The organism is Shewanella xiamenensis, from assembly GCF_024971755.1.
Classification (GTDB): domain Bacteria; phylum Pseudomonadota; class Gammaproteobacteria; order Enterobacterales; family Shewanellaceae; genus Shewanella; species Shewanella xiamenensis.
Window position 1 is genome coordinate 1,977,849 of record NZ_CP079718.1, and the last position, 18,908, is coordinate 1,996,756.

Below are 18,908 nucleotides of genomic sequence, written 5' to 3' on the forward strand. Positions count from 1 at the left end.
GGGTATTCTATTGAATCCTATGGTTTCTGAACAGAGTTCAGTTACAATGTTTACGAACACACAAGCGGGAGAGCGTTTTGGATAAGATCTTTGTAGATGAAGCTGTGACAGAGTTACGCACCATAGGTGACATGTTGCGTTGGGCGGTGAGCCGCTTTAATGATGCCAATGTGTACTATGGCCACGGGACGGATAACGCGTGGGATGAGGCCATCGCATTAGTGTTTCATGCGCTGCACTTGCCCGAAGAAATCGGTCAACAAGTGATTTTAAGTAACTTAACCAGCAGTGAAAAACACAAAATCGTTGAGCTGATCATTCGCCGCGTACGTGAGCGTTTGCCTGTGCCTTATTTAACCAATAAAGCGCGCTTTGCAGGGCTTGAATTCTATGTGGATGAGCGCGTATTGGTACCTCGTTCACCTATCGCCGAGATGATTGCCAATCGCTTTGGTCCTTGGTTATATGGCAAACCCGTTAATCGTATTTTAGATTTATGCACTGGCAGTGGCTGTATTGCGATTGCCTGTGCCTACGAATTTGATGAAGCAGAGGTCGATGCGCTCGATATCAGCGAAGATGCCCTCGATGTGGCGCAAATCAACGTTGAAACCTTAGGGGTGATGGACAGAGTTTTCCCGATGCAATCGGATCTGTTTTCAGCCATTCCTGAAGGTCCACAATATGATTTGATTGTCTCTAATCCGCCCTATGTGGATGAAGAAGATATTGGCGATATGCCAGATGAATATCACCATGAGCCAGCCATTGGGTTAGCTTCCGGTCGTGATGGCCTTGACTTAACCAAACGCATTTTAGCGAATGCGGCTCAATACCTGACACCAACAGGGATTTTAGTGGTTGAGGTGGGTAACTCTATGGTGCATCTGATGGAGCAATTCCCTGAAGTGCCGTTTACCTGGGTTAACTTTGAACACGGCGGTGACGGTGTGTTTGTGTTGACGCGCGACCAACTGGTCGAACATCAATCGCTTTTTGCCATTTATCGCGACGCGCAATAATCACAATAAGCACATAAATTAGGTTGAGTCTTTTCCCGCTGCCAGTTAGGCTTGCAGCGGGAAAAAGAATTGTCCAGCTATTGCTGGGCGCGGAGCGATAAGCAAATCATTTAAGGTGTAAAAAGCGGATGTCTGGAAACAGTATTGGTCAAAATTTTGTGGTGACTACCTTTGGTGAAAGTCACGGTGTGGCGCTCGGTTGTATTATTGATGGTTGCCCACCAGGGCTCGAACTCACCGAAGCCGATATGCAGCATGATTTAGACCGCCGTCGTCCTGGCACATCCCGTTACACTACCGCCCGCCGTGAGCCTGATGAAGTACGGATCTTATCCGGTGTGTTTGAGGGCAAAACCACGGGCACCTCCATTGGGCTTTTGATCGAAAACACCGATCAGCGCAGCCAAGATTATTCCAATATCAAAGATTTATTCCGTCCAGGACATGCCGATTACACCTATCAGCAAAAGTATGGCCTGCGTGATTACCGTGGTGGCGGCCGTTCATCGGCACGCGAAACCGCTATGCGGGTTGCTGCAGGCGCTGTGGCGAAAAAGTATTTAAAGCAAGTGCATGGGATTAATATCCAAGGCTATATGTCGCAACTTGGACCGATTAGTGCCGAGACCCTCGATTTTAGTCAAATCGAGCAGAACGCCTTTTTCTTCCCCGATGCGACTAAGCTCGAGGCGCTGGATGAGTATATGCGCGAGCTGAAAAAATCCGGTGATTCCATTGGTGCAAAAATTTCGGTGGTGGCGACTAATGTGCCTGTTGGACTGGGTGAGCCTGTGTTCGATAGGCTCGATGCCGACATCGCCCATGCCTTAATGGGCATAAACGCGGTAAAAGGCGTGGAAATTGGTGATGGTTTTGGGGTTGTGACGCAAAAGGGCTCAGAAGGGCGCGATTTAATGTCGCCGCAGGGTTTTGAATCTAATCATGCGGGCGGCATCCTCGGCGGCATCTCATCGGGTCAACCGATTATTGCTCATATCGCATTAAAACCAACCTCGAGTATCAGTGTGCCGGGTCAAAGCATGACGGCCCAAGGTGAAATGGCAGAAGTGGTGACTAAAGGTCGTCACGACCCCTGTGTCGGGATCCGCGCGGTACCGATCGCCGAAGCTATGCTGGCGATTGTGTTGATGGATCATCTGTTAAGACACAGAGCTCAAAATCAGGATGTTCGCAGTCATACACCGATTCTCGGCATGAGATAGGCGCGATGAATGAGACAGTCTGCATGGAATAAAGATGCATAGCGGCTGTGTAATAAATGGAATGCGTTAATGCCTACAATCTCTAGCACAAGCCAGCAATTACGCTGGTTATGTGCTTGCTATTTTTTCTTCTTTTCAATTCTCGGTACTATGATCCCCTACCTTGGGGTCTTCTTTGAAAACCGAGGATTTAATCCTCAAGAAATCGGTTTTTTACTCGCGATTTTAATGGCGACCCGTATCGTGGCCCCCAATGTGTGGGCGAAGGTGGCCGATCGCACTGGCATGCGTTCCGAATTAATTAAGATGGGCGCGGGCGCGGCGATGCTGGCGTATTTAAGCTTTTTCTACCACGGTGGTTTTGTGTATATGGCACTCAGTCTTGCGCTGTATACCTTCTTCTGGAACGCGATTTTGGCGCAGCTTGAGGTGATCACCCTCGAAACCTTAGGTGAAAATGCCAGCCGCTATGGACAAATCCGCAGCTTTGGCAGCATTGGCTATATCTGCTTAGTCGTCGGCGCCGGTTTTGCCATTGGTCAATGGGGCACCGAGGTGTTGCCCTATATTGGTTTAGTTTTGTTTACGGGGATGCTGGTGTGTGCCTTGCCATTGCCAGCCAATCGGGCTGTGCGCCCACAAGGACAAGAGCGCCAGCCACTTAAATGGACTAAACCCATTCTGTGGTTCATGGTGTCGGCGATGTTATTACAGATGAGCGCAGGGCCATTTTATGGTTTCTTTGTGCTCTATCTTAAGCAGGCGGGTTACACCGAAGCGGCCGCGGGGATTTTTGTCGCCCTCGGTGCAATGGCCGAAATCGTGATGTTTATGTTTGCGCCTCGCTTGCTTGGACGGTATGGCGTCAATACCTTGCTTGTCGTCAGTATTGCCATGACCGCCGTGCGCTGGTTGCTGGTCGCCTTTGGTGTTCAGAGCATGTTGTTACTGGGTTTAAGCCAAGTGCTGCATGCGTTCACCTTCGGCTTGACCCATGCGGCCTCGATTCAATTTGTGCATCGAAATTTTGATGCCAGTCATCGCAGCCAAGGGCAAGCCCTGTATGCCAGCTTAAGCTTTGGGGTTGGCGGCGCACTCGGCACTTGGATTTGTGGTTATATCTGGGGTGATGGTAGCGGCGCTGTATGGTCTTGGGTATTTGCGGCGGTCTGTGCCTTTACGGCCATGTTAGCGGTATTTTTGATCCCTAAGGATGGGGCGCAAGCGGTTGCGTCATAAGCTGACATTGATTGTGAACAATAACTCATTGTAAAAACTAAAATAATGAACAAGAGAGGTTAAGGTGATCCGGTTTCGTTTAGGCTTAGTCATCAATCCACTGGCGGGTTTAGGTGGCAGTGTGGGTCTTAAGGGCAGCGATGGCGTGGCCGAGCAGGCACTCGCCTTAGGTGCCGAGCCCAAGGCGATAAAGCGTATGATGCAAGCCTTAGAAGTGATTGCCCCTTTTGCCAAAGATATCGAAATCATTACCGCCTCAGGTGTGATGGGGGAGGATGCCGCCAACGCCTTAGGTTTTAACACCCGTGTGGTGTATCAAACTCCGGATAAAACCCAAGCCGTCGACACGCAAGCCGTAGTACGTACCTTGCTTGATGAACCGTTGGATTTATTACTGTTTGCGGGGGGCGATGGTACGGCGCGCGATGTGTATAGCGTGTTTGAACAAGCCGTTATCGACGATAAATTACCCGTGCTTGGTGTTCCTGCTGGAGTAAAAATCCATTCGGGCGTTTACGGCATCACGCCCCATGCTACGGGAATGGTGGTCAAAATGTTGCTCGAGGGTGAGTTAGTCAGCCTGATGAGTGCCGATGTGATGGATATCGATGAAGTAGCCTTTCGCCAAGGTACGGTGCGCGCTAAACGTTTTGGTGAGCTATTAGTGCCCGCCGAACCCCGTTATGTACAAGCGGTCAAAATGGGCGGAAAAGAAGTCGATGAGCTCGTGCTTGCCGATATTGCCGCTGATGTTATCCAGCAAATGGAAGATGAGCTGTACATTATGGGCTCAGGCAGCACGGTCGCCTTTGTGATGGAAGAGCTTGGGCTTGAAAACACCCTGCTGGGGGTTGATCTCATCCAAGATAAAACCTTGGTGGCGAGTGATTTAACCGCTAAGCAGTTGCTCGACCTTACTCAAGATAAGCCAGCAAAACTGGTTATTACCTTGATTGGCGGGCAGGGGCATATTCTCGGTCGTGGCAATCAACAGTTGTCGCCAGAGCTTATCCGCCGCCTCGGTAAGGACAATATTATTATCCTCGCCACAAAAACTAAGCTAAAAGCACTTGAAGGACGCCCCTTAATTGTGGATAGTGGCGACCCTCAATTAGATCGTGAGCTTTGTGGCTATTACAAAGTGACGACGGGTTACCATGATTATGTGATGTATCAGGTGGCCAACCCCGACTAATCAGATTTATTCTCCTCGGAGATTGCAAGCACCGAGGGGCCAGCGGCCATTTGGGCGAAATACGTTATTGGAGAGTTTGACCCGATGTTAGAGCAGTATGAAGAAGCACTAGAACAGTGGATTGAGTCTGTCGTAAGCCATGGTGATGACGACGCCTTATTTGCCTGCGGTTATCTGCAAGGCCATGTGGCGGTGGTGTTATCGCAACTCGAAGACGAAGGCGAGAGCACGTTAGAAGCCTTACTTGAAAAAATGACCGACTGTTTAGCACTGGCGCGCCAAGAATTAAATGATGCCGATTTTGCATTAGTGGAAGCGGCTTGGACACAATTACATGGCAAGATTGTTAGTCATTTAGCGGCCTAATTAATGAGTATATCCACGACGACTTCGGTTGATGCCATGGCTGAACCTGAGGGGCAGCAAGCGGTTTATATCGGTCTAGTCAATCCGAAAACTCCGACGAACGTAGGCGGCATTATGCGCGCTTCGGGGTGTTATGGTGTCGATGCGGTGTTTTACACGGGTAAACGCTATGAATATGCCGCCCGTGGGCCGCAGCAATATAACGCCGATACGCAGAGCGCCGCCGAGCGGATTCCATTGACTGGAGTGGCCTCCTTACTCGATGCGCTCCCCTCTGACACGAAACTGGTGTGCGTGGATTTAGTCCTAGGAGCGACGCCTTTGCCGGAGTTTGTGCATCCCGAGAAAGCCTTTTATGTGTTTGGCCCTGAGGATGGCACCATTGGCCAAGAGATTATCGATAGAGCGGATGCCGTGGTGTATGTGCCGACTGTAGGCTGTATGAATCTGGCAGCGTCGGTCAATGTGCTGCTTTACGATAGATTAGCGAAAGCCCATCGTGAGCAAGTATCAGCTCAAACCGAGTTCGATGGTGATGCCTTGATCCGTCAAAGTCGCGACAATAATAATCGCACTCGTGTTAAAACCACTAAGCGTGAGTCTTCGAAGTAGTCTTTACAATCAGCATCTGTTCCAAAAAGGATTAAGCAATGGCTTAATCCTTTTTTGTTTTTGCACTTTTATCTTGAGAAAATACCAGCATTGGAGTGCTTAGTTTTCTCTTAGCGATAACGCTTAATTGCTGCAACTCTGCTTCTTTATTCAACAACTAATCAGAAACACTAAAACCACTGTGCTCACTTTCACTAAAGTGCTTTGCCTTTGAGCAATTTGCGTAGCCACATTCGATTCGGGCTGAGTTTATGGAGTGTAGGCCAATCGAGTGGAAGCGGCTCACCGGTTAATTGTGCCGCTAAGCATTCGGCCGCCAACGGCCCTGAACTTAGCCCCCGCGACCCTAAACCACCTAGGATATAAAGGCCATTGAGGATGGGAGCCGGGGTTGTTTGCCAATAATGCTTGCTTTGTTCGGCCTGCTGCTGATTGAGTTGATGCTGTTCATAGCGCGCCAATATTTCAGCCACATCGGGCGCGCAGCCCATCATGGGGAAATGATCGCGCGTTACCATCCGCACGCCGACACGGGCGCTATTGCCGCTGATGTCGATATCATCAACCCAGGCTTGATTGGGGTAGCTTTCTTGCATTTTCCCCAGGTTTTCCCGTTGCTCCTGCGGGCAAAAATCGAGGTGAGCTGCCGCTTTTACATAACTGGCGCCAAGACAATGCAAGCCTTGATGACTCGGCGTGAGGTAACCGTTCGCGCATAACACTGTCGCCAATTGGCTCAGTTTAAATTTGGCAGGGACGTGGCTCACTTGGCCGCGAAACGGACTTATCTGCAAACGTTCACTGGCTGAAAACTGTGTCAGCTGCGCGCCATTGGCGAGCACGAGTTGGCTGTATGGTCCAAAACGTTGGCCTTGACTGTGGAGATACCAAGCATTTGTATCACACTTGATTTCGGTGATGTCGGTATTGAAATGGCACTGCACATGGGCAAGTTGCGAGGCCTTATCTACTGCCGCCTTGGCGTATTCAAATGGGCATACCCAGCCACCAAGGGGATAGAAAAATCCAGCCTTATCAATACCTATTCGGGCAATCTCGTTGGCTTCATTCACATCAACGCCGTAGGCGATTTCCGCTGGCCAGTCTTGGCTTTGGATGATTTTATCGAGCCGTTGTTGGCTGCGCTCATCATGACCCGTTTGCAGCACACCACAAAAATCATGGGAAATTGGCGTCACACCAGATGTTCCGTTCGTGCCCATCGTTGATGCAAGACTCAGCGCCTCAATACGGCGGCGACTGAACAAAAAGGCCTGTTGGAAAAAACGGCTAAGTTCATCATTTTCTGGCGTGAGTAGGGGATAGATCGCCCCTTGGCGATTACCAGACGCGCCTTGGCCTAACTCATTATCCTTACAAAACAATATGCTACTTTGGCCTCGTTCGGCGAGTGATAGCATCAGATGTGCTGATGCGAGTCCCCCGCCTATGATGGCAATTGGCTGCTCTTTAGTGGCGAGTGCCGAAGGTTTTGGGGTAAATGCCTGAACGGTATCGGCTTGCTGACGCAGCAATTTACGCTCATGGATCAGAATATTGTCGCTGATAATCTGGCTTCGCAGTGAGTCGCAGGCATTTTCATTGAGAGCGTCTTGGCTGACGTCAAGCGTGCTAAAGCCGCAGCTGTGGGCAAGGTGTTGCGCTGTTTCACTAAGATTAAGCCCAATCAGTAGGGCATCATCCGCACTCAAGCGCGCCATTTGCCAGAGCTGCTTACCATTTAGCTGCGCAGATAAATGCGGTAAAACCAGCCATTGCTGAATGGGATGAGAAGTACTGTGGGGGAGTTGGCTAAGTGCTGTGTTCAGATCGCCAAAATGCAAATCGACTGTGATTAGGCCGTCATCAAAAATTAATCTCTGGCACCCTATAATGCGCGCAGGCTTTGCCTTAAGTATGGCATTGGCAATGGGTTGTAAATGAGGCTTGGAAATTAAACTTTGCGATTGATCCCAAAGTAATTTAAGTTCGTAATCGTTAATGGGATTGGGCTCAAACACTTTGACTAACAGACGCGTTTTGCCTTGAGGTTGAGTATGCGTTTGCCAGTGATGCAGTAAAGAGAGTAGCTCGAGTCCATCGCCTAATCCCCATTGCCCCATGACGTGCAAGCCCTGAATGAGCTGAGTTGATTGCGTCGGTAAGCGAGAGAGTTGAAGGAGAGTAAAATTGTCCAGAGACTGTGCAGTAGTCAATGCGCATGGGGGATAAAGGTTGATTAGTTGCGGGTAATCACGCTTAAATTGGTAAGATTTTTGGGGCTTAGCAGTCAAAGAAATATACTCTCGGTCTCATATTAGGCATTATTTTACCCGCCTTTATGGAAAGCTGACCACTTAATTGAAGCAAAACAGATACTATTGGCTCAGCAAAAAGTAGGTACTGACATGTACACAATGGATAGCAATAAAATGAAAAGAGTCGTGATCACCGGAATGGGTGTTGTTTCAAGTATCGGTAATAACAAGCAAGAAGTGACTGAGTCACTTAAAGCGGGCCGTAGTGGTATTACACATTCCGCTCAGTTTGAAGAAATGCAACTACGCAGTCATGTATGGGGCAATATCAAATTAGATCCTTCAGAGCTGATTGACCGTAAAGCGCTGCGTTTTATGGGCGATGCTGCGGCATATGCTTACATTGCAATGCAAGAAGCCATTAAGGATGCTCAGTTAACTGAAGAGCAATATTCAGATCCTCGCGTAGGGTTGATTGTGGGTACAGGCGGCGCTTCGTCTTCTAACCAAGTGCAAGCGGCTGATATTCTACGCGAAAAAGGCGTAAAACGCGTGGGTCCTTATATCGTGCCACGCATTATGTCGAGCACGGCCAGCGCTTGTTTAGCGACACCCTTCAAAATTAAAGGTATGAACTACTCAATCAGTTCAGCCTGTGCGACCAGTGCTCACTGTATCGGTCACGCCGTTGAACTTATCCAAATGGGTAAGCAAGATATGGTGTTTGCGGGCGGTTCGGAAGAAGTGGATTGGACTCTGACCATGGGCTTCGATGCGATGGGCGCGCTATCGACTAAATACAATGCCACTCCAGAAAAAGCCTCTCGCACCTATGATGCTGACCGTGATGGTTTCGTTATCTCTGGCGGTGGCGGTATCTTAATCGTTGAAGAGTTAGAGCACGCTCTGGCTCGTGGCGCGAAGATTTATGCTGAAGTGATTGGTTATGGTGCATCATCAGACGGTTACGATATGGTGGCTCCGTCTGGCGAAGGTGCGGTGCGTTGTATGCAAATGGCACTGGCCGATGTGGACACACCAATTGACTATATCAACACCCACGGTACTTCTACTCCAGTAGGTGACGTGCGTGAATTAGAAGCACTACGTGAAGTCTTTAAAGACAAGTGTCCACCGATTGCATCGACTAAGTCTATGACGGGTCATGCATTAGGCGCCGCAGGCGTACATGAAGCGATTTACAGCTTAATCATGATGGAAAACAGCTTTATTGCCCAAAGCATCAACATCGATAACTTAGATGAAGCTGCGAAGGACATGCCAATCGTGCGTGAATACCGCGATGCAGAGCTAAACACTGTTATGAGCAACAGCTTTGGTTTTGGTGGCACTAACGCAACGTTAGTGATGCGCAAATATAAGTAAACTATTATTTTTGTTAAAAAAGGAAGCTTCGGCTTCCTTTTTTATTAGCTAAAATTGAGCAATGCGACTCAGGGATTGGGTTTATGATCAGAGTCTTGCTAGAATCCTTGGCTACTCACTCTCTAGCCCATTTTTATCAGAAAGGTCCCCATGAAGATTGTTGTCGATGAAAATATGCCCTATGTCGAACCCTTATTTGGGGCGTTAGGCGAGATAATCCCAGTTAATGGCCGCACATTAACGCCTGAGCAGGTGCAAGATGCCGATGTGCTGCTGGTGCGCTCGGTCACCCGAGTCAATGCCGCACTGTTAGATGCCAATCCAAAACTTAAGTTTGTCGGCAGCGCCACCATAGGGACTGATCATGTGGATCTGGCCTACCTTGCTGGGCGTGGCATTCCCTTTTCGAATGCACCCGGCTGTAATGCGACCGCTGTCGGGGAGTTTGCCTTTATTGCGATGTTAGAACTGGCGGCGCGGTTTAACTCGCCGCTCAAGGGTAAAGTTGTGGGGATTATCGGTGCGGGCAATACTGGTAGCGCAACGGCTAAATGTCTCGAAGCCTACGGCATTAAGGTATTACTCAATGATCCCATCAAAGCGGCCGAAGGCGATCCCCGTCATTTTGTGAGCCTTGAGACCCTATTACATGAAGCGGATATCATCAGCCTACATGTGCCCATCACTCGCTCTGGCGAGCATAAGACACTGCATTTATTCGATGAAGCGCGCCTGATGAGTCTTAAACCTAATACGTGGTTGGTGAACTGTTGTCGTGGTGATGTAATTGATAATCAAGCCTTAATTAAGGTCAAGCAGCAAAGGGATGATCTTAAATTGGTGCTCGATGTATGGGAAGGGGAGCCGAATCCCATGCCGGAGTTGGTGCCTTTTGCTGAGTTTGCCACCCCGCATATCGCCGGTTACAGCTTAGAAGGTAAGGCTCGTGGCACTTTTATGCTGTACCAAAAGTTGTGTGAGTTGTTAGCCATTCCGGCCACCAAACGCTTATCCGAGCTATTGCCTCCATTTCATTTTAAGGCGGTTGAACTCGAACAAGTCCCCGATGAAAAAGCCCTATTACAGCTCGCAAGATTCGTCTACGACCTGCGTGATGACGATGCCGTATTCCGAAATGGCTTTGCAAGGTCGAATGGCTTCGACACTATGAGAAAAAATCACAAACATCGACGCGAATTTAGTGCATTGGCGCTGGCTTATCACGGCCAATCTGAGGTAGATTGGTTGTCCAATTTAGGTTTTTCAGGAGTCGGTCGGTAATTATGTCGCAGGAATTTAATGTTGTCGTTTTAGGTGCATCGGGTGCAGTGGGTCAAACAATGATTGAGATCCTCGAAGAGCGTAACTTCCCGGTTGCGAACTTATATCCTTTAGCCAGTAGCCGTAGCGCCGGTGAAACGGTCAGCTTCCATGGCAAACAAGTTACCATTTTGGACGTCGAAACCTTCGATTGGAGCCAAGCGCAGTTAGGCTTTTTCTCTGCCGGTGGTGATGTCTCGGCCAAGTGGGCGCCTATCGCAGCTGAAGCGGGTTGTGTGGTGATCGATAACACCTCTCACTTCCGCTATGACATTGATATTCCATTGGTTGTGCCTGAAGTTAACCCCCATGCGATTGCTGATTTCCGCAACCGTAATATTATTGCCAACCCGAACTGCTCGACCATCCAAATGCTGGTGGCTCTAAAACCGATTTACGACACTTATGGCATCAGTCGTATTAACGTGGCGACTTATCAATCGGTCTCTGGTACGGGTAAAAAAGCGATTGAAGAACTGGCAAAACAATGCACTAAGCTGCTGCAAGGTCTGCCTGCTGACGCTGAAGTTTATCCAAAGCAAATCGCGTTTAACGTATTGCCGCAAATTGATAAATTTATGGACAACGGCTACACCAAAGAAGAAATGAAAATGGTCTGGGAAACCCAGAAGATTTTTGGTGACGATGACATTCTCGTTAATGCGACTGCTGTGCGCGTGCCGGTATTCTATGGTCACTCAGAAGCCGTACATATCGAAACTCGACAACCTGCCGATGCAGAAGATATTAAAGCTTTACTGCGTAATGCCGAAGGAGTGGTATTGTTCGAGTCCGATGACGAATATCCAACGGCGGTGACCCATGCAGCGGGTACCGATCCTGTTTACGTGGGCCGTGTGCGTAAGGATATCTCCCATTCTCACGGTATTAACCTCTGGGTAGTGTCGGATAATATTCGTAAAGGCGCGGCCTTAAACAGCGTGCAAATTGCCGAGATTTTAGTGAGAGATTATTACTAAGTCTTAAGTAGCAATTGATGCCCAATGAAAAAGCCTGCTGCCAGCAGGCTTTTTTTGTTTTACAATTGTGAACAGTAGCAGGGCTGGGATTTCTAGTTTATAGTAATCTCAATAAATACAATTGCCTAAAGCCTGTTATCAGCGAGATAACTTAAATAGCGCTTCAAAGGGAAGGATTGATGAAATTTCGCACTTCGTATCTTGTGGGCCTGATGGCCACCGTTTTAGCTGTTTTTTCCACGACCTCTTTTATTGATCCTGCGATAGCTGCCGATACTCCCAAAATAAAACCTTTAAAAATCATGGGACCAGATGGACAAATCCGTCAGGTCAATCATCAATATGGACCAACGACCGCTAAAGATACTTTCTGGAGTATTGCGCAAAAAGTCCGTCCCGATGCCAGTGTCAGTGTTTATCAAGTCATGGCTGCAGTATTTGATGCCAACCCCCATGCGTTTAACTCCGACAGTTACAATAGCCTCGAACGTGGCATGATTTTGCTGATCCCTTCGAAAGAAGTGATGTTATCCATTCCCAATAGTGTAGCGATTGCTCGCGCCGAACGCAGCGATAAGCAAGTCCGTAATACCGCCAAAGCGGCGACTAAACCAGTATCTAAACCGACTGTTGTTACTCCTGTAGTTGAAAATAAACCTAAGGTAGAGCCTCAACCTAAAGTCGATGTTAAACCCGAAGCGGCTAAGACCGAAGTTGCTAAAACGGATGCCGTTGCGACGCCACCCGCTGCGCCGAAAATGGTGAGTTCCGATGTGAATACTCGCCTTGAGGCCGCGGAGAGCAAAAATTTATCCTTAACTGATGAGTTAGCCAGAGCACAAGATCAGCTCGCGGTAAGAAATGCCGATGTTGAAGCCCTTAAAGCCAAAATTGAGGATTTAAACCAACAAATTGCGGTATTAGAGGAAACCTTACAGGCGAGTAAAAAGCAAAATCTTGCACTGAAGGCCGAGGTGGAAGCTGCTCAAGCCCCATCAGATGCCGATGCGCAGCCGCAAACACCTACTGAGCCTGAAGATCTATGGCGAAACTTGATAAATAATCCGCTGCTATTGGTTGCAGCAGCGGTGGTCCCTGCATTGTTACTACTGCTGCTTGTGTTCTGGATGCTTCGTCGTAAGCGTAATAAAGAACGCCGTGTGTTAGCAGCCCAGCAGGTAGCCATGGCGACAGGTGCTGCTGGTGTGGCAACGGGAGCATCAGTGCTGGCGATGGATGACGATGATCTTGACGATATGGCTGTGCATTTAGACACTGACCATGCCGACTCCATCGATAGCTTATTAGATGTCGGTAGCGTGAGTTTACAACCCGAGCATGAAATGACCGATGCCCATGAGCAGATGGACATCGCTTCTGAAATGTTTATTGACCCAGGTGTTAACACTGCGGCAGAACCACAATTTGAAGAGGACGAAGGCCAATCCTTAGATGATCTCTGGGCTGAGGCCATGGGCGACCAAGAGGAAGCCTTTGCGGAAGAAGAAAAACCCAAATCAGGTAATATTCTCGAAGAAGAGGATCTTGATGCATTATTGGCAGGGCTTGGCTCCGAAGAGCCTGATGCGCCATCTACTAATGAGAACCTTAATGAATTAGTGGGATTTGATATTCCAGCCGACCCAGAGGTGGTTGATGCGGCAGAGTTAGATACCGTTCAAGATTTAGCCGCATCGCTTGCTGCGGAATTAGATAATGAACTTGAAAATATAGCGTTAACTGAAACGGCTGAAGATGATATTGATGCCTTGCTCGCCGGGTTTAATCAATCTGAAATGAACGATTCAGTATCTGAGCCAGTGGCTGAGGACGACCTCGATGCATTATTAGCGGATTATGGTAAGGAAAACACCGCTACAGCATCCGATCTTAGCGATGAAATTGCTGCTGAATTAGATAATGAGTTAGCAGAGCTAGGGGTCGCGCAAACCGACGATATTGATGCGTTACTGGCAGATTTTGATAAACCCGCAGCGCCAGAGCCTGATTTAAGCGATGAAATCGCGGCAGAATTAGATACTGAACTTAATGATATCGGTGTCATTGAATCCGACGATATTGATTCTCTGCTCGCAGGTTTGGATGCACCAACCGCGCATGACCCTGCACTTGCAGCAGCCATTGCTGCCGAATTGGAAGATGAACTAAACACTGACCTACCAGTCAATGATGATCTTGACCAGTTGCTCGCAGGTTTTGAGGCCCAAGATTCGGCGGAACAACAAACATCTAGCGATGAATCCGACATCCCTCACGATATGCTGGCAGCAGAGCTCGAAGCGGCATTACCTGAGGAGCTATCGTCGGCAGAGGATGATCTCGAATCTCTTCTCGCCGAATTTGATGTGCCAGAGCAGGCTGAAGCCGACGCGGATGAGTTTAATTTCGACCTCGAAACCACCTACCCTGAAACAGATGATAAGCTCGAGGATGAAGGCTTACTCAAGGGCATCGGTGCTGCCCATGCGATTGATGGTACGGATGATACCTTTGAGCTTAGTGATACGATTGCGAAGAGCCCAGATGATAATCCTAACGAAACCATTGAGCCAACATTTACCGGTTTCGATGCTGATAATCAAGCGGATGATACGGTACTCGCCACAGCAGGTTTAACGGCTGCGACAGCTGCCGCAGCGGCAAAAGTTAAAGAGAAAGAGGCTTCTTTCTTTAACGACTTAAAAGCTAACAAGAGTAAAGATCCCCATGTACTGGATTGGGACACTGAGCTTAACTTTGCGCCTACGTCTAGCGCACAAACTGACAGTCCTAAATCCGAACCTGTTGCACCCGTGGATCCTATCGCTGTCGATCCGAAGGCGGTTTCCCCGCGTCAACCTCTGGAATTTGTTTTAGACGAACCGATTGATAAGGTTGAGCCTACATTCGAGATTATCACTGACAAAGATGATGATATTGTTGATGAGGATGTCGCTCATGAGTTTGCCTTCAGGGCGGACTTAGATACTGATGACGATATCGATTTAAGTGACGACAATGTGCTTGCTGCTTTTAGTGCCAATACCGAAGTTGAAGATGATGAGGTATTAACACCAGAAGATAGCTTTGCCCTCGATGATGAGCATACTCTCACGGTCGATGAAGCATTAGCAGCGCTAGATGCGCAGGAGTCACGTCAGTCGAAGAAGTTTGTACCTGAGCATGATTTGACTAATTTCCAAAACGAACATGGCTATATCGATATTGAAAAACTGCTTAACGACGCCGAGCAGGATAACACAGAGACAGATCTCTATCCTGAAATGGATGTGGAGATGAGTGATGTGGGTGCCCTGATTGGTGATGCAGCCATGATTGATGTGGACGATGAAGAGAACTCTGTTAACGCTAAGCTCGATTTGGCCCGTGCCTATATCGAAATCGATGACAGTGACAGCGCCAAAGCGCTACTCCGTGAAGTTCAAATTGATGGTAATGAGCGTCAACAGGACGAAGCGGCTCGTTTACTTAAAGAGATCGGCTAAGTTTGAACTGGTATTAAGCTTTAATGTTAACGATCAACGGCGCTCACAGCGCCGTTTTTTTTACGGGCTGCTGTGATAAAATGCGCCGCTAAATTAATTGTGAGGATGTGTGATGCGGATTGCATTAGGTATTGAATATGACGGCAGTGGCTATTTTGGTTGGCAGCGTCAGGCCGAAGTCGATTCAGTACAAGGGCAATTAGAACAAGCCTTGTCTAAGGTGGCAAACGAGCCCATTAGCTTGTTTTGTGCAGGAAGAACCGATGCTGGTGTTCATGCAACGGGGCAGGTAGTGCATTTTGATACCAACGCCGTACGTAACGAAGGTGCCTGGACCTTAGGTGTTAATGCCAATTTACCCGATAATATTGCCGTGCGCTGGGTAAAAGAGGTAGATGAGAGCTTCCATGCCCGCTTTTCGGCCACGGCTAGACGTTACCGCTATGTGATTTACAATCATAATCTTCGCCCAGGGATCCTACGCCACGGCGTCAGCCATTATCATGGTGATATCGACGAAGATAAAATGCATATTGCGGCGCAGGCGCTGCTCGGCGAGCAGGATTTTACCAGTTTTCGTGCTATTCAATGTCAATCTAAAACCCCGTTTCGCAATGTGCACAGCGTTAAAGTGACGCGTCAGGGCATGTATGTGATCGTCGATATATCTGCCAACGCCTTTTTGCACCATATGGTGCGTAATATTGTCGGTTCGCTGCTGGAGATTGGGCTTGGCAACCAGCCATTGACTTGGATGGCGGATCTGTTGTCACTAAAAGATAGAAATCAAGCCGCGGCAACGGCTAAACCGAACGGACTTTATCTTGTGGATGTGACATATCCGGAGCAATATCAATTGCCAAAGTTAGCGCTTGGGCCATTGTTTATGTTGGATTAATGGCTTTTATCGTGGCAGAGCTTAAATGCGTTTCGAAGGAAGGAAATAACCGATGACCATAGCCCCAAGTGAATTGACAGCCTTAGTAGTTGCGCCAGGAGCAAACGCGCCACTGGATCAATGGCTCGCGTATTTATTATCGATTCACCCAACCGAAATCGACATGGGATTAACTCGGGTTTCTAAGGTTGCCGAGCGCCTTAATGTATTGGATTTAGGGCCAAGTCAAATTGTCACTGTTGCTGGCACCAATGGTAAAGGCACGACCTGCGCCATGCTAGAGAACATCCTGCGTTTATCAGGGTTGACGGTGGGCGTCTACAGCTCGCCCCATATGCTCAAATACAATGAAAGGGTGCGCATCAACGGTCAGGACGCTAGCGATGATGCCTTTGTCGCTGCTTTTGAACAGATTGAAGCGGCACGTGGCGAGATTTCGCTGACCTTTTTCGAATATGCCACCTTGGCGGGCTTAATCCTATTTAAAGCGGCCAAGCTGGATGTGGTGATCTTAGAAGTCGGTCTTGGCGGCCGTTTAGATGCCACTAACATGATTGATGCTGATATCAGCGTTGTGACCTCGGTTGATTTAGACCATGAGGCGTATTTGGGTAATACCCGTGAGCTGGTTGGCCGCGAAAAGGCGGGGATTTTTCGCCAAGGAAAACCTGCCATTGTCGGCGAGCCAAACTTGCCCCATACCGTCAATGATGTCGCCCAACACCTAGGCGCCAAGTTGTATCGAGTCGGGACAGAATTTACCTATCAGCAAAATGGCAACACTTGGGACTATCAAGGGCAAGTACTTAAATTAACACAGCTTAGTCTCCCCACATTGCCATTACCCAATGCTGCGACAGTGATTGCCATTGTCGAACAGGGTTGGCCACATATTGCTGCCGATATTATTGCCAAAGGCATCAGCAGCGCCCGTTTAACTGGACGTTTGGAGCAAGTCAGCGAACAGCCACTGATTTTACTCGATGTGGCTCATAATCCCCATGCGGCAAGGTTTTTAGTCAAGCAACTCACGCCCATCGTCGCGGGTAAGCGAGTGTTTGCCCTGTGCGGTATGCTAAAGGATAAGGATATTGGCGGCGTATTACCTGTGGTTTCGCCCTTAATTGACACTTGGTACTTAGTGAGTTTACAGGGCGAGCGTGGCGCTAATGCCAGCTTGCTACGTCAAACCTTAGCGCAAGACACTAAGGCCCTCGAATTCGAGGATATCGCCACGGCTTGGACGGCATTAAAAGCGCAAATTCAACCCGATGATGTGGTAATTGTGTTTGGCTCCTTTTACACTGTGGCAGGTTTTAAGTCTCTCTTTAAGCAGGATAACCGTTTTGTCTAGCCAGTTTCATAATCGATTAGTCGGCACTGTGGTGCTGGTCGCCCTCGGGGTGATTTTTTTGCCGGATATTTTAGACGGTAAGAAGGAGCGGCAAGAGGAGCAATTTGCCGAAATTCCCTTACGTCCTACCGCGATAGCGCATAAAAATGCCGATGACACGTTTGAAGTGCTATCTGCGCAAGAAGTGGATGGCAAAGATGTTATGCCAGAAGAGCCTTCTCCCAATGATGAGGCGACATTAGCACAGGCAGTGGGCGCGGATGCTAAGCCAGAGTCTAAACCTGAATCTGCATCTGAACCCGTGCAAGCTGCGGCTAAGGAGCAACTTAAGCCACAGGCCGTACAAACTGATGCCAAGGCTGAGTTGAAGGAAACGGCAAAAACTGAAACGGCAAAGTCTGAATCTAAAAAAGATGCACCTAAGCCTGCGATAGCTAAAACCGAACCTAAAAAGCCAGAGGTTAAACCAACCACGGTTGCAAAAGCTGAAAAGCCTAAGGCCGAAACGGCGAAAACTGAATCTGCAAAACCTGCCAAAGACGATGGCATAAAAGTGGTGAGTCGTGATTCATTAAAGCCCGGACTTACTCTGCAACTGGGCGCATTTAGCAATGCCGCCAATGTGAAAGCGCTAGTGGCGCAGTTGCGTAAAAGTGGTTACAAGGCGTACACAATTCCAGACACACCAAAGGATGGCGTGTTGACTAAAGTGTTTGTGGGGCCAGATGTGTCAGAAGTTAAGTTGAAGAAAATACAAGAAGAAGTTGAAAGTCTGACACGTTTAAAAGGTCGGATTGTGCCTTTTAATCCGTTGGAATCTTAATGCAGAACTGCCGAGGCTGAAATAATTTATTTACCTCTCTAGGGGTGAGAATCGTTTCAGTCTCTGGTAGAATCGCGCCGTCTTAAAGCCTATGCTGGAAAGCCATCTCAATGGTTTGGATTGATTACGCTATCATCTTCGTTATCGGGTTATCGACTCTTATTAGTCTGATCCGTGGATTTGCCAAAGAAGCCATGTCGTTAGTGGTATGGTTTGCTGCTTTCTTTGTTGCCAGTCAATTTTACCAAGACCTCGCCATCCATCTGACACAAATGAACGATGAGATGCTGCGCAATGGTGTTTCTATTGCCATTCTTTTTATCACCACATTAATACTCGGTGCCCTTATCAATTACATCATTGGGCAATTAGTGGTTAAAACCGGATTATCTGGCACTGACAGACTTTTAGGTCTGTGTTTCGGTGCTATTAGGGGCGCGTTGATTGTCAGTGCGCTGCTGTTTTTTATGGATGCTTTTACAGGCTCACCTAACGCCCAATGGTGGAAGGATTCTGTATTAGTGCCCGAATTTGGCGTTGTCATCCAGTGGTTCTTTAACTATTTGGAAAACACCTCCAGCTTTGTACCCAAACTATAAAAAAGACAATAAATTTATCCTAAGTGATGAAAAATAAGTCTGCTTTGAACTCTGTCGCGCTATTGGTGCAGACTCAAATCGAGGCGAAGGTCGCTGGTCAAATGGCTGGGGAGTTACTTCGTGTTTT

At 48.2% G+C, this 18,908-nt stretch carries 15 protein-coding genes; 14 read left to right on the forward strand and 1 reads right to left on the reverse strand.

What is annotated here, in order from left to right:
* Positions 1 to 77: 77 nt before the first annotated feature.
* From prmB to KXJ80_RS09950, 6 genes are all read left to right on the forward strand, one after another.
* Positions 78 to 1,022 (forward strand): 50S ribosomal protein L3 N(5)-glutamine methyltransferase, encoded by a 945-nt coding sequence (prmB, locus tag KXJ80_RS09925; RefSeq protein WP_037420141.1) that lies wholly within the window; start codon positions 78 to 80, stop codon positions 1,020 to 1,022.
* Between the two features lie 128 nt (positions 1,023 to 1,150).
* Positions 1,151 to 2,245, forward strand: a complete 1,095-nt coding sequence (gene aroC, locus KXJ80_RS09930) for a chorismate synthase (RefSeq protein ID WP_218738852.1) — start codon at positions 1,151 to 1,153, stop codon at positions 2,243 to 2,245.
* Positions 2,246 to 2,314: 69 nt separating this feature from the next.
* Complete coding sequence (locus KXJ80_RS09935; RefSeq protein ID WP_218738851.1) at positions 2,315 to 3,484, forward strand: MFS transporter; 1,170 nt, start codon at positions 2,315 to 2,317, stop codon at positions 3,482 to 3,484.
* A 64-nt stretch (positions 3,485 to 3,548) separates the two neighbouring features.
* A complete protein-coding gene (locus tag KXJ80_RS09940; protein ID WP_259474692.1) occupies positions 3,549 to 4,679 on the forward strand; it encodes an ATP-NAD kinase family protein in 1,131 nt (376 codons plus the stop codon).
* Between the two features lie 84 nt (positions 4,680 to 4,763).
* Entirely contained in the window at positions 4,764 to 5,045 is a 282-nt protein-coding gene (locus KXJ80_RS09945) for a YfcL family protein (RefSeq protein ID WP_011622202.1), read from the forward strand.
* A gap of 3 nt (positions 5,046 to 5,048) precedes the next feature.
* Positions 5,049 to 5,657, forward strand: a complete 609-nt coding sequence (locus KXJ80_RS09950; RefSeq protein ID WP_144345080.1) for an RNA methyltransferase — start codon at positions 5,049 to 5,051, stop codon at positions 5,655 to 5,657.
* A gap of 194 nt (positions 5,658 to 5,851) precedes the next feature.
* On the opposite strand, the gene mnmC1 is transcribed toward KXJ80_RS09950, so the two are convergent.
* Positions 5,852 to 7,951, reverse strand: a complete 2,100-nt coding sequence (mnmC1, locus tag KXJ80_RS09955; RefSeq protein ID WP_218738849.1) for an FAD-dependent 5-carboxymethylaminomethyl-2-thiouridine(34) oxidoreductase MnmC1 — start codon at positions 7,949 to 7,951, stop codon at positions 5,852 to 5,854.
* 138 nt (positions 7,952 to 8,089) lie between these two features.
* Between mnmC1 and fabB the strand changes: the two genes are divergently transcribed.
* The 8 genes from fabB to KXJ80_RS09995 all read left to right on the forward strand — a co-directional run bounded on the left by fabB (position 8,090) and on the right by KXJ80_RS09995 (position 18,781).
* Entirely contained in the window at positions 8,090 to 9,301 is a 1,212-nt protein-coding gene (gene fabB / locus KXJ80_RS09960; RefSeq protein WP_181159844.1) for a beta-ketoacyl-ACP synthase I, read from the forward strand.
* A 150-nt stretch (positions 9,302 to 9,451) separates the two neighbouring features.
* Complete coding sequence (locus KXJ80_RS09965) at positions 9,452 to 10,582, forward strand: 4-phosphoerythronate dehydrogenase (RefSeq protein WP_218738848.1); 1,131 nt, start codon at positions 9,452 to 9,454, stop codon at positions 10,580 to 10,582.
* Positions 10,583 to 10,584: 2 nt separating this feature from the next.
* Positions 10,585 to 11,601, forward strand: coding sequence for an aspartate-semialdehyde dehydrogenase (locus tag KXJ80_RS09970; RefSeq protein WP_037420117.1), 1,017 nt, complete (start codon positions 10,585 to 10,587; stop codon positions 11,599 to 11,601).
* 179 nt (positions 11,602 to 11,780) lie between these two features.
* Complete coding sequence (locus KXJ80_RS09975; protein ID WP_218738847.1) at positions 11,781 to 15,107, forward strand: FimV/HubP family polar landmark protein; 3,327 nt, start codon at positions 11,781 to 11,783, stop codon at positions 15,105 to 15,107.
* Between the two features lie 112 nt (positions 15,108 to 15,219).
* Positions 15,220 to 16,005 carry a tRNA pseudouridine(38-40) synthase TruA gene (truA, locus tag KXJ80_RS09980; protein WP_099458363.1) on the forward strand — a complete coding sequence of 262 codons (786 nt, stop codon included), beginning with the start codon at positions 15,220 to 15,222 and terminating at the stop codon, positions 16,003 to 16,005.
* 52 nt (positions 16,006 to 16,057) lie between these two features.
* Complete coding sequence (folC, locus tag KXJ80_RS09985) at positions 16,058 to 17,359, forward strand: bifunctional tetrahydrofolate synthase/dihydrofolate synthase (RefSeq protein WP_099458362.1); 1,302 nt, start codon at positions 16,058 to 16,060, stop codon at positions 17,357 to 17,359.
* Positions 17,352 to 18,182, forward strand: coding sequence for an SPOR domain-containing protein (locus KXJ80_RS09990; protein WP_037430088.1), 831 nt, complete (start codon positions 17,352 to 17,354; stop codon positions 18,180 to 18,182). The genes folC and KXJ80_RS09990 overlap by 8 nt, the downstream gene beginning before the upstream one ends.
* A gap of 110 nt (positions 18,183 to 18,292) precedes the next feature.
* Positions 18,293 to 18,781 carry a CvpA family protein gene (locus tag KXJ80_RS09995; protein WP_011072963.1) on the forward strand — a complete coding sequence of 163 codons (489 nt, stop codon included), beginning with the start codon at positions 18,293 to 18,295 and terminating at the stop codon, positions 18,779 to 18,781.
* Positions 18,782 to 18,908 lie beyond the last annotated feature (127 nt).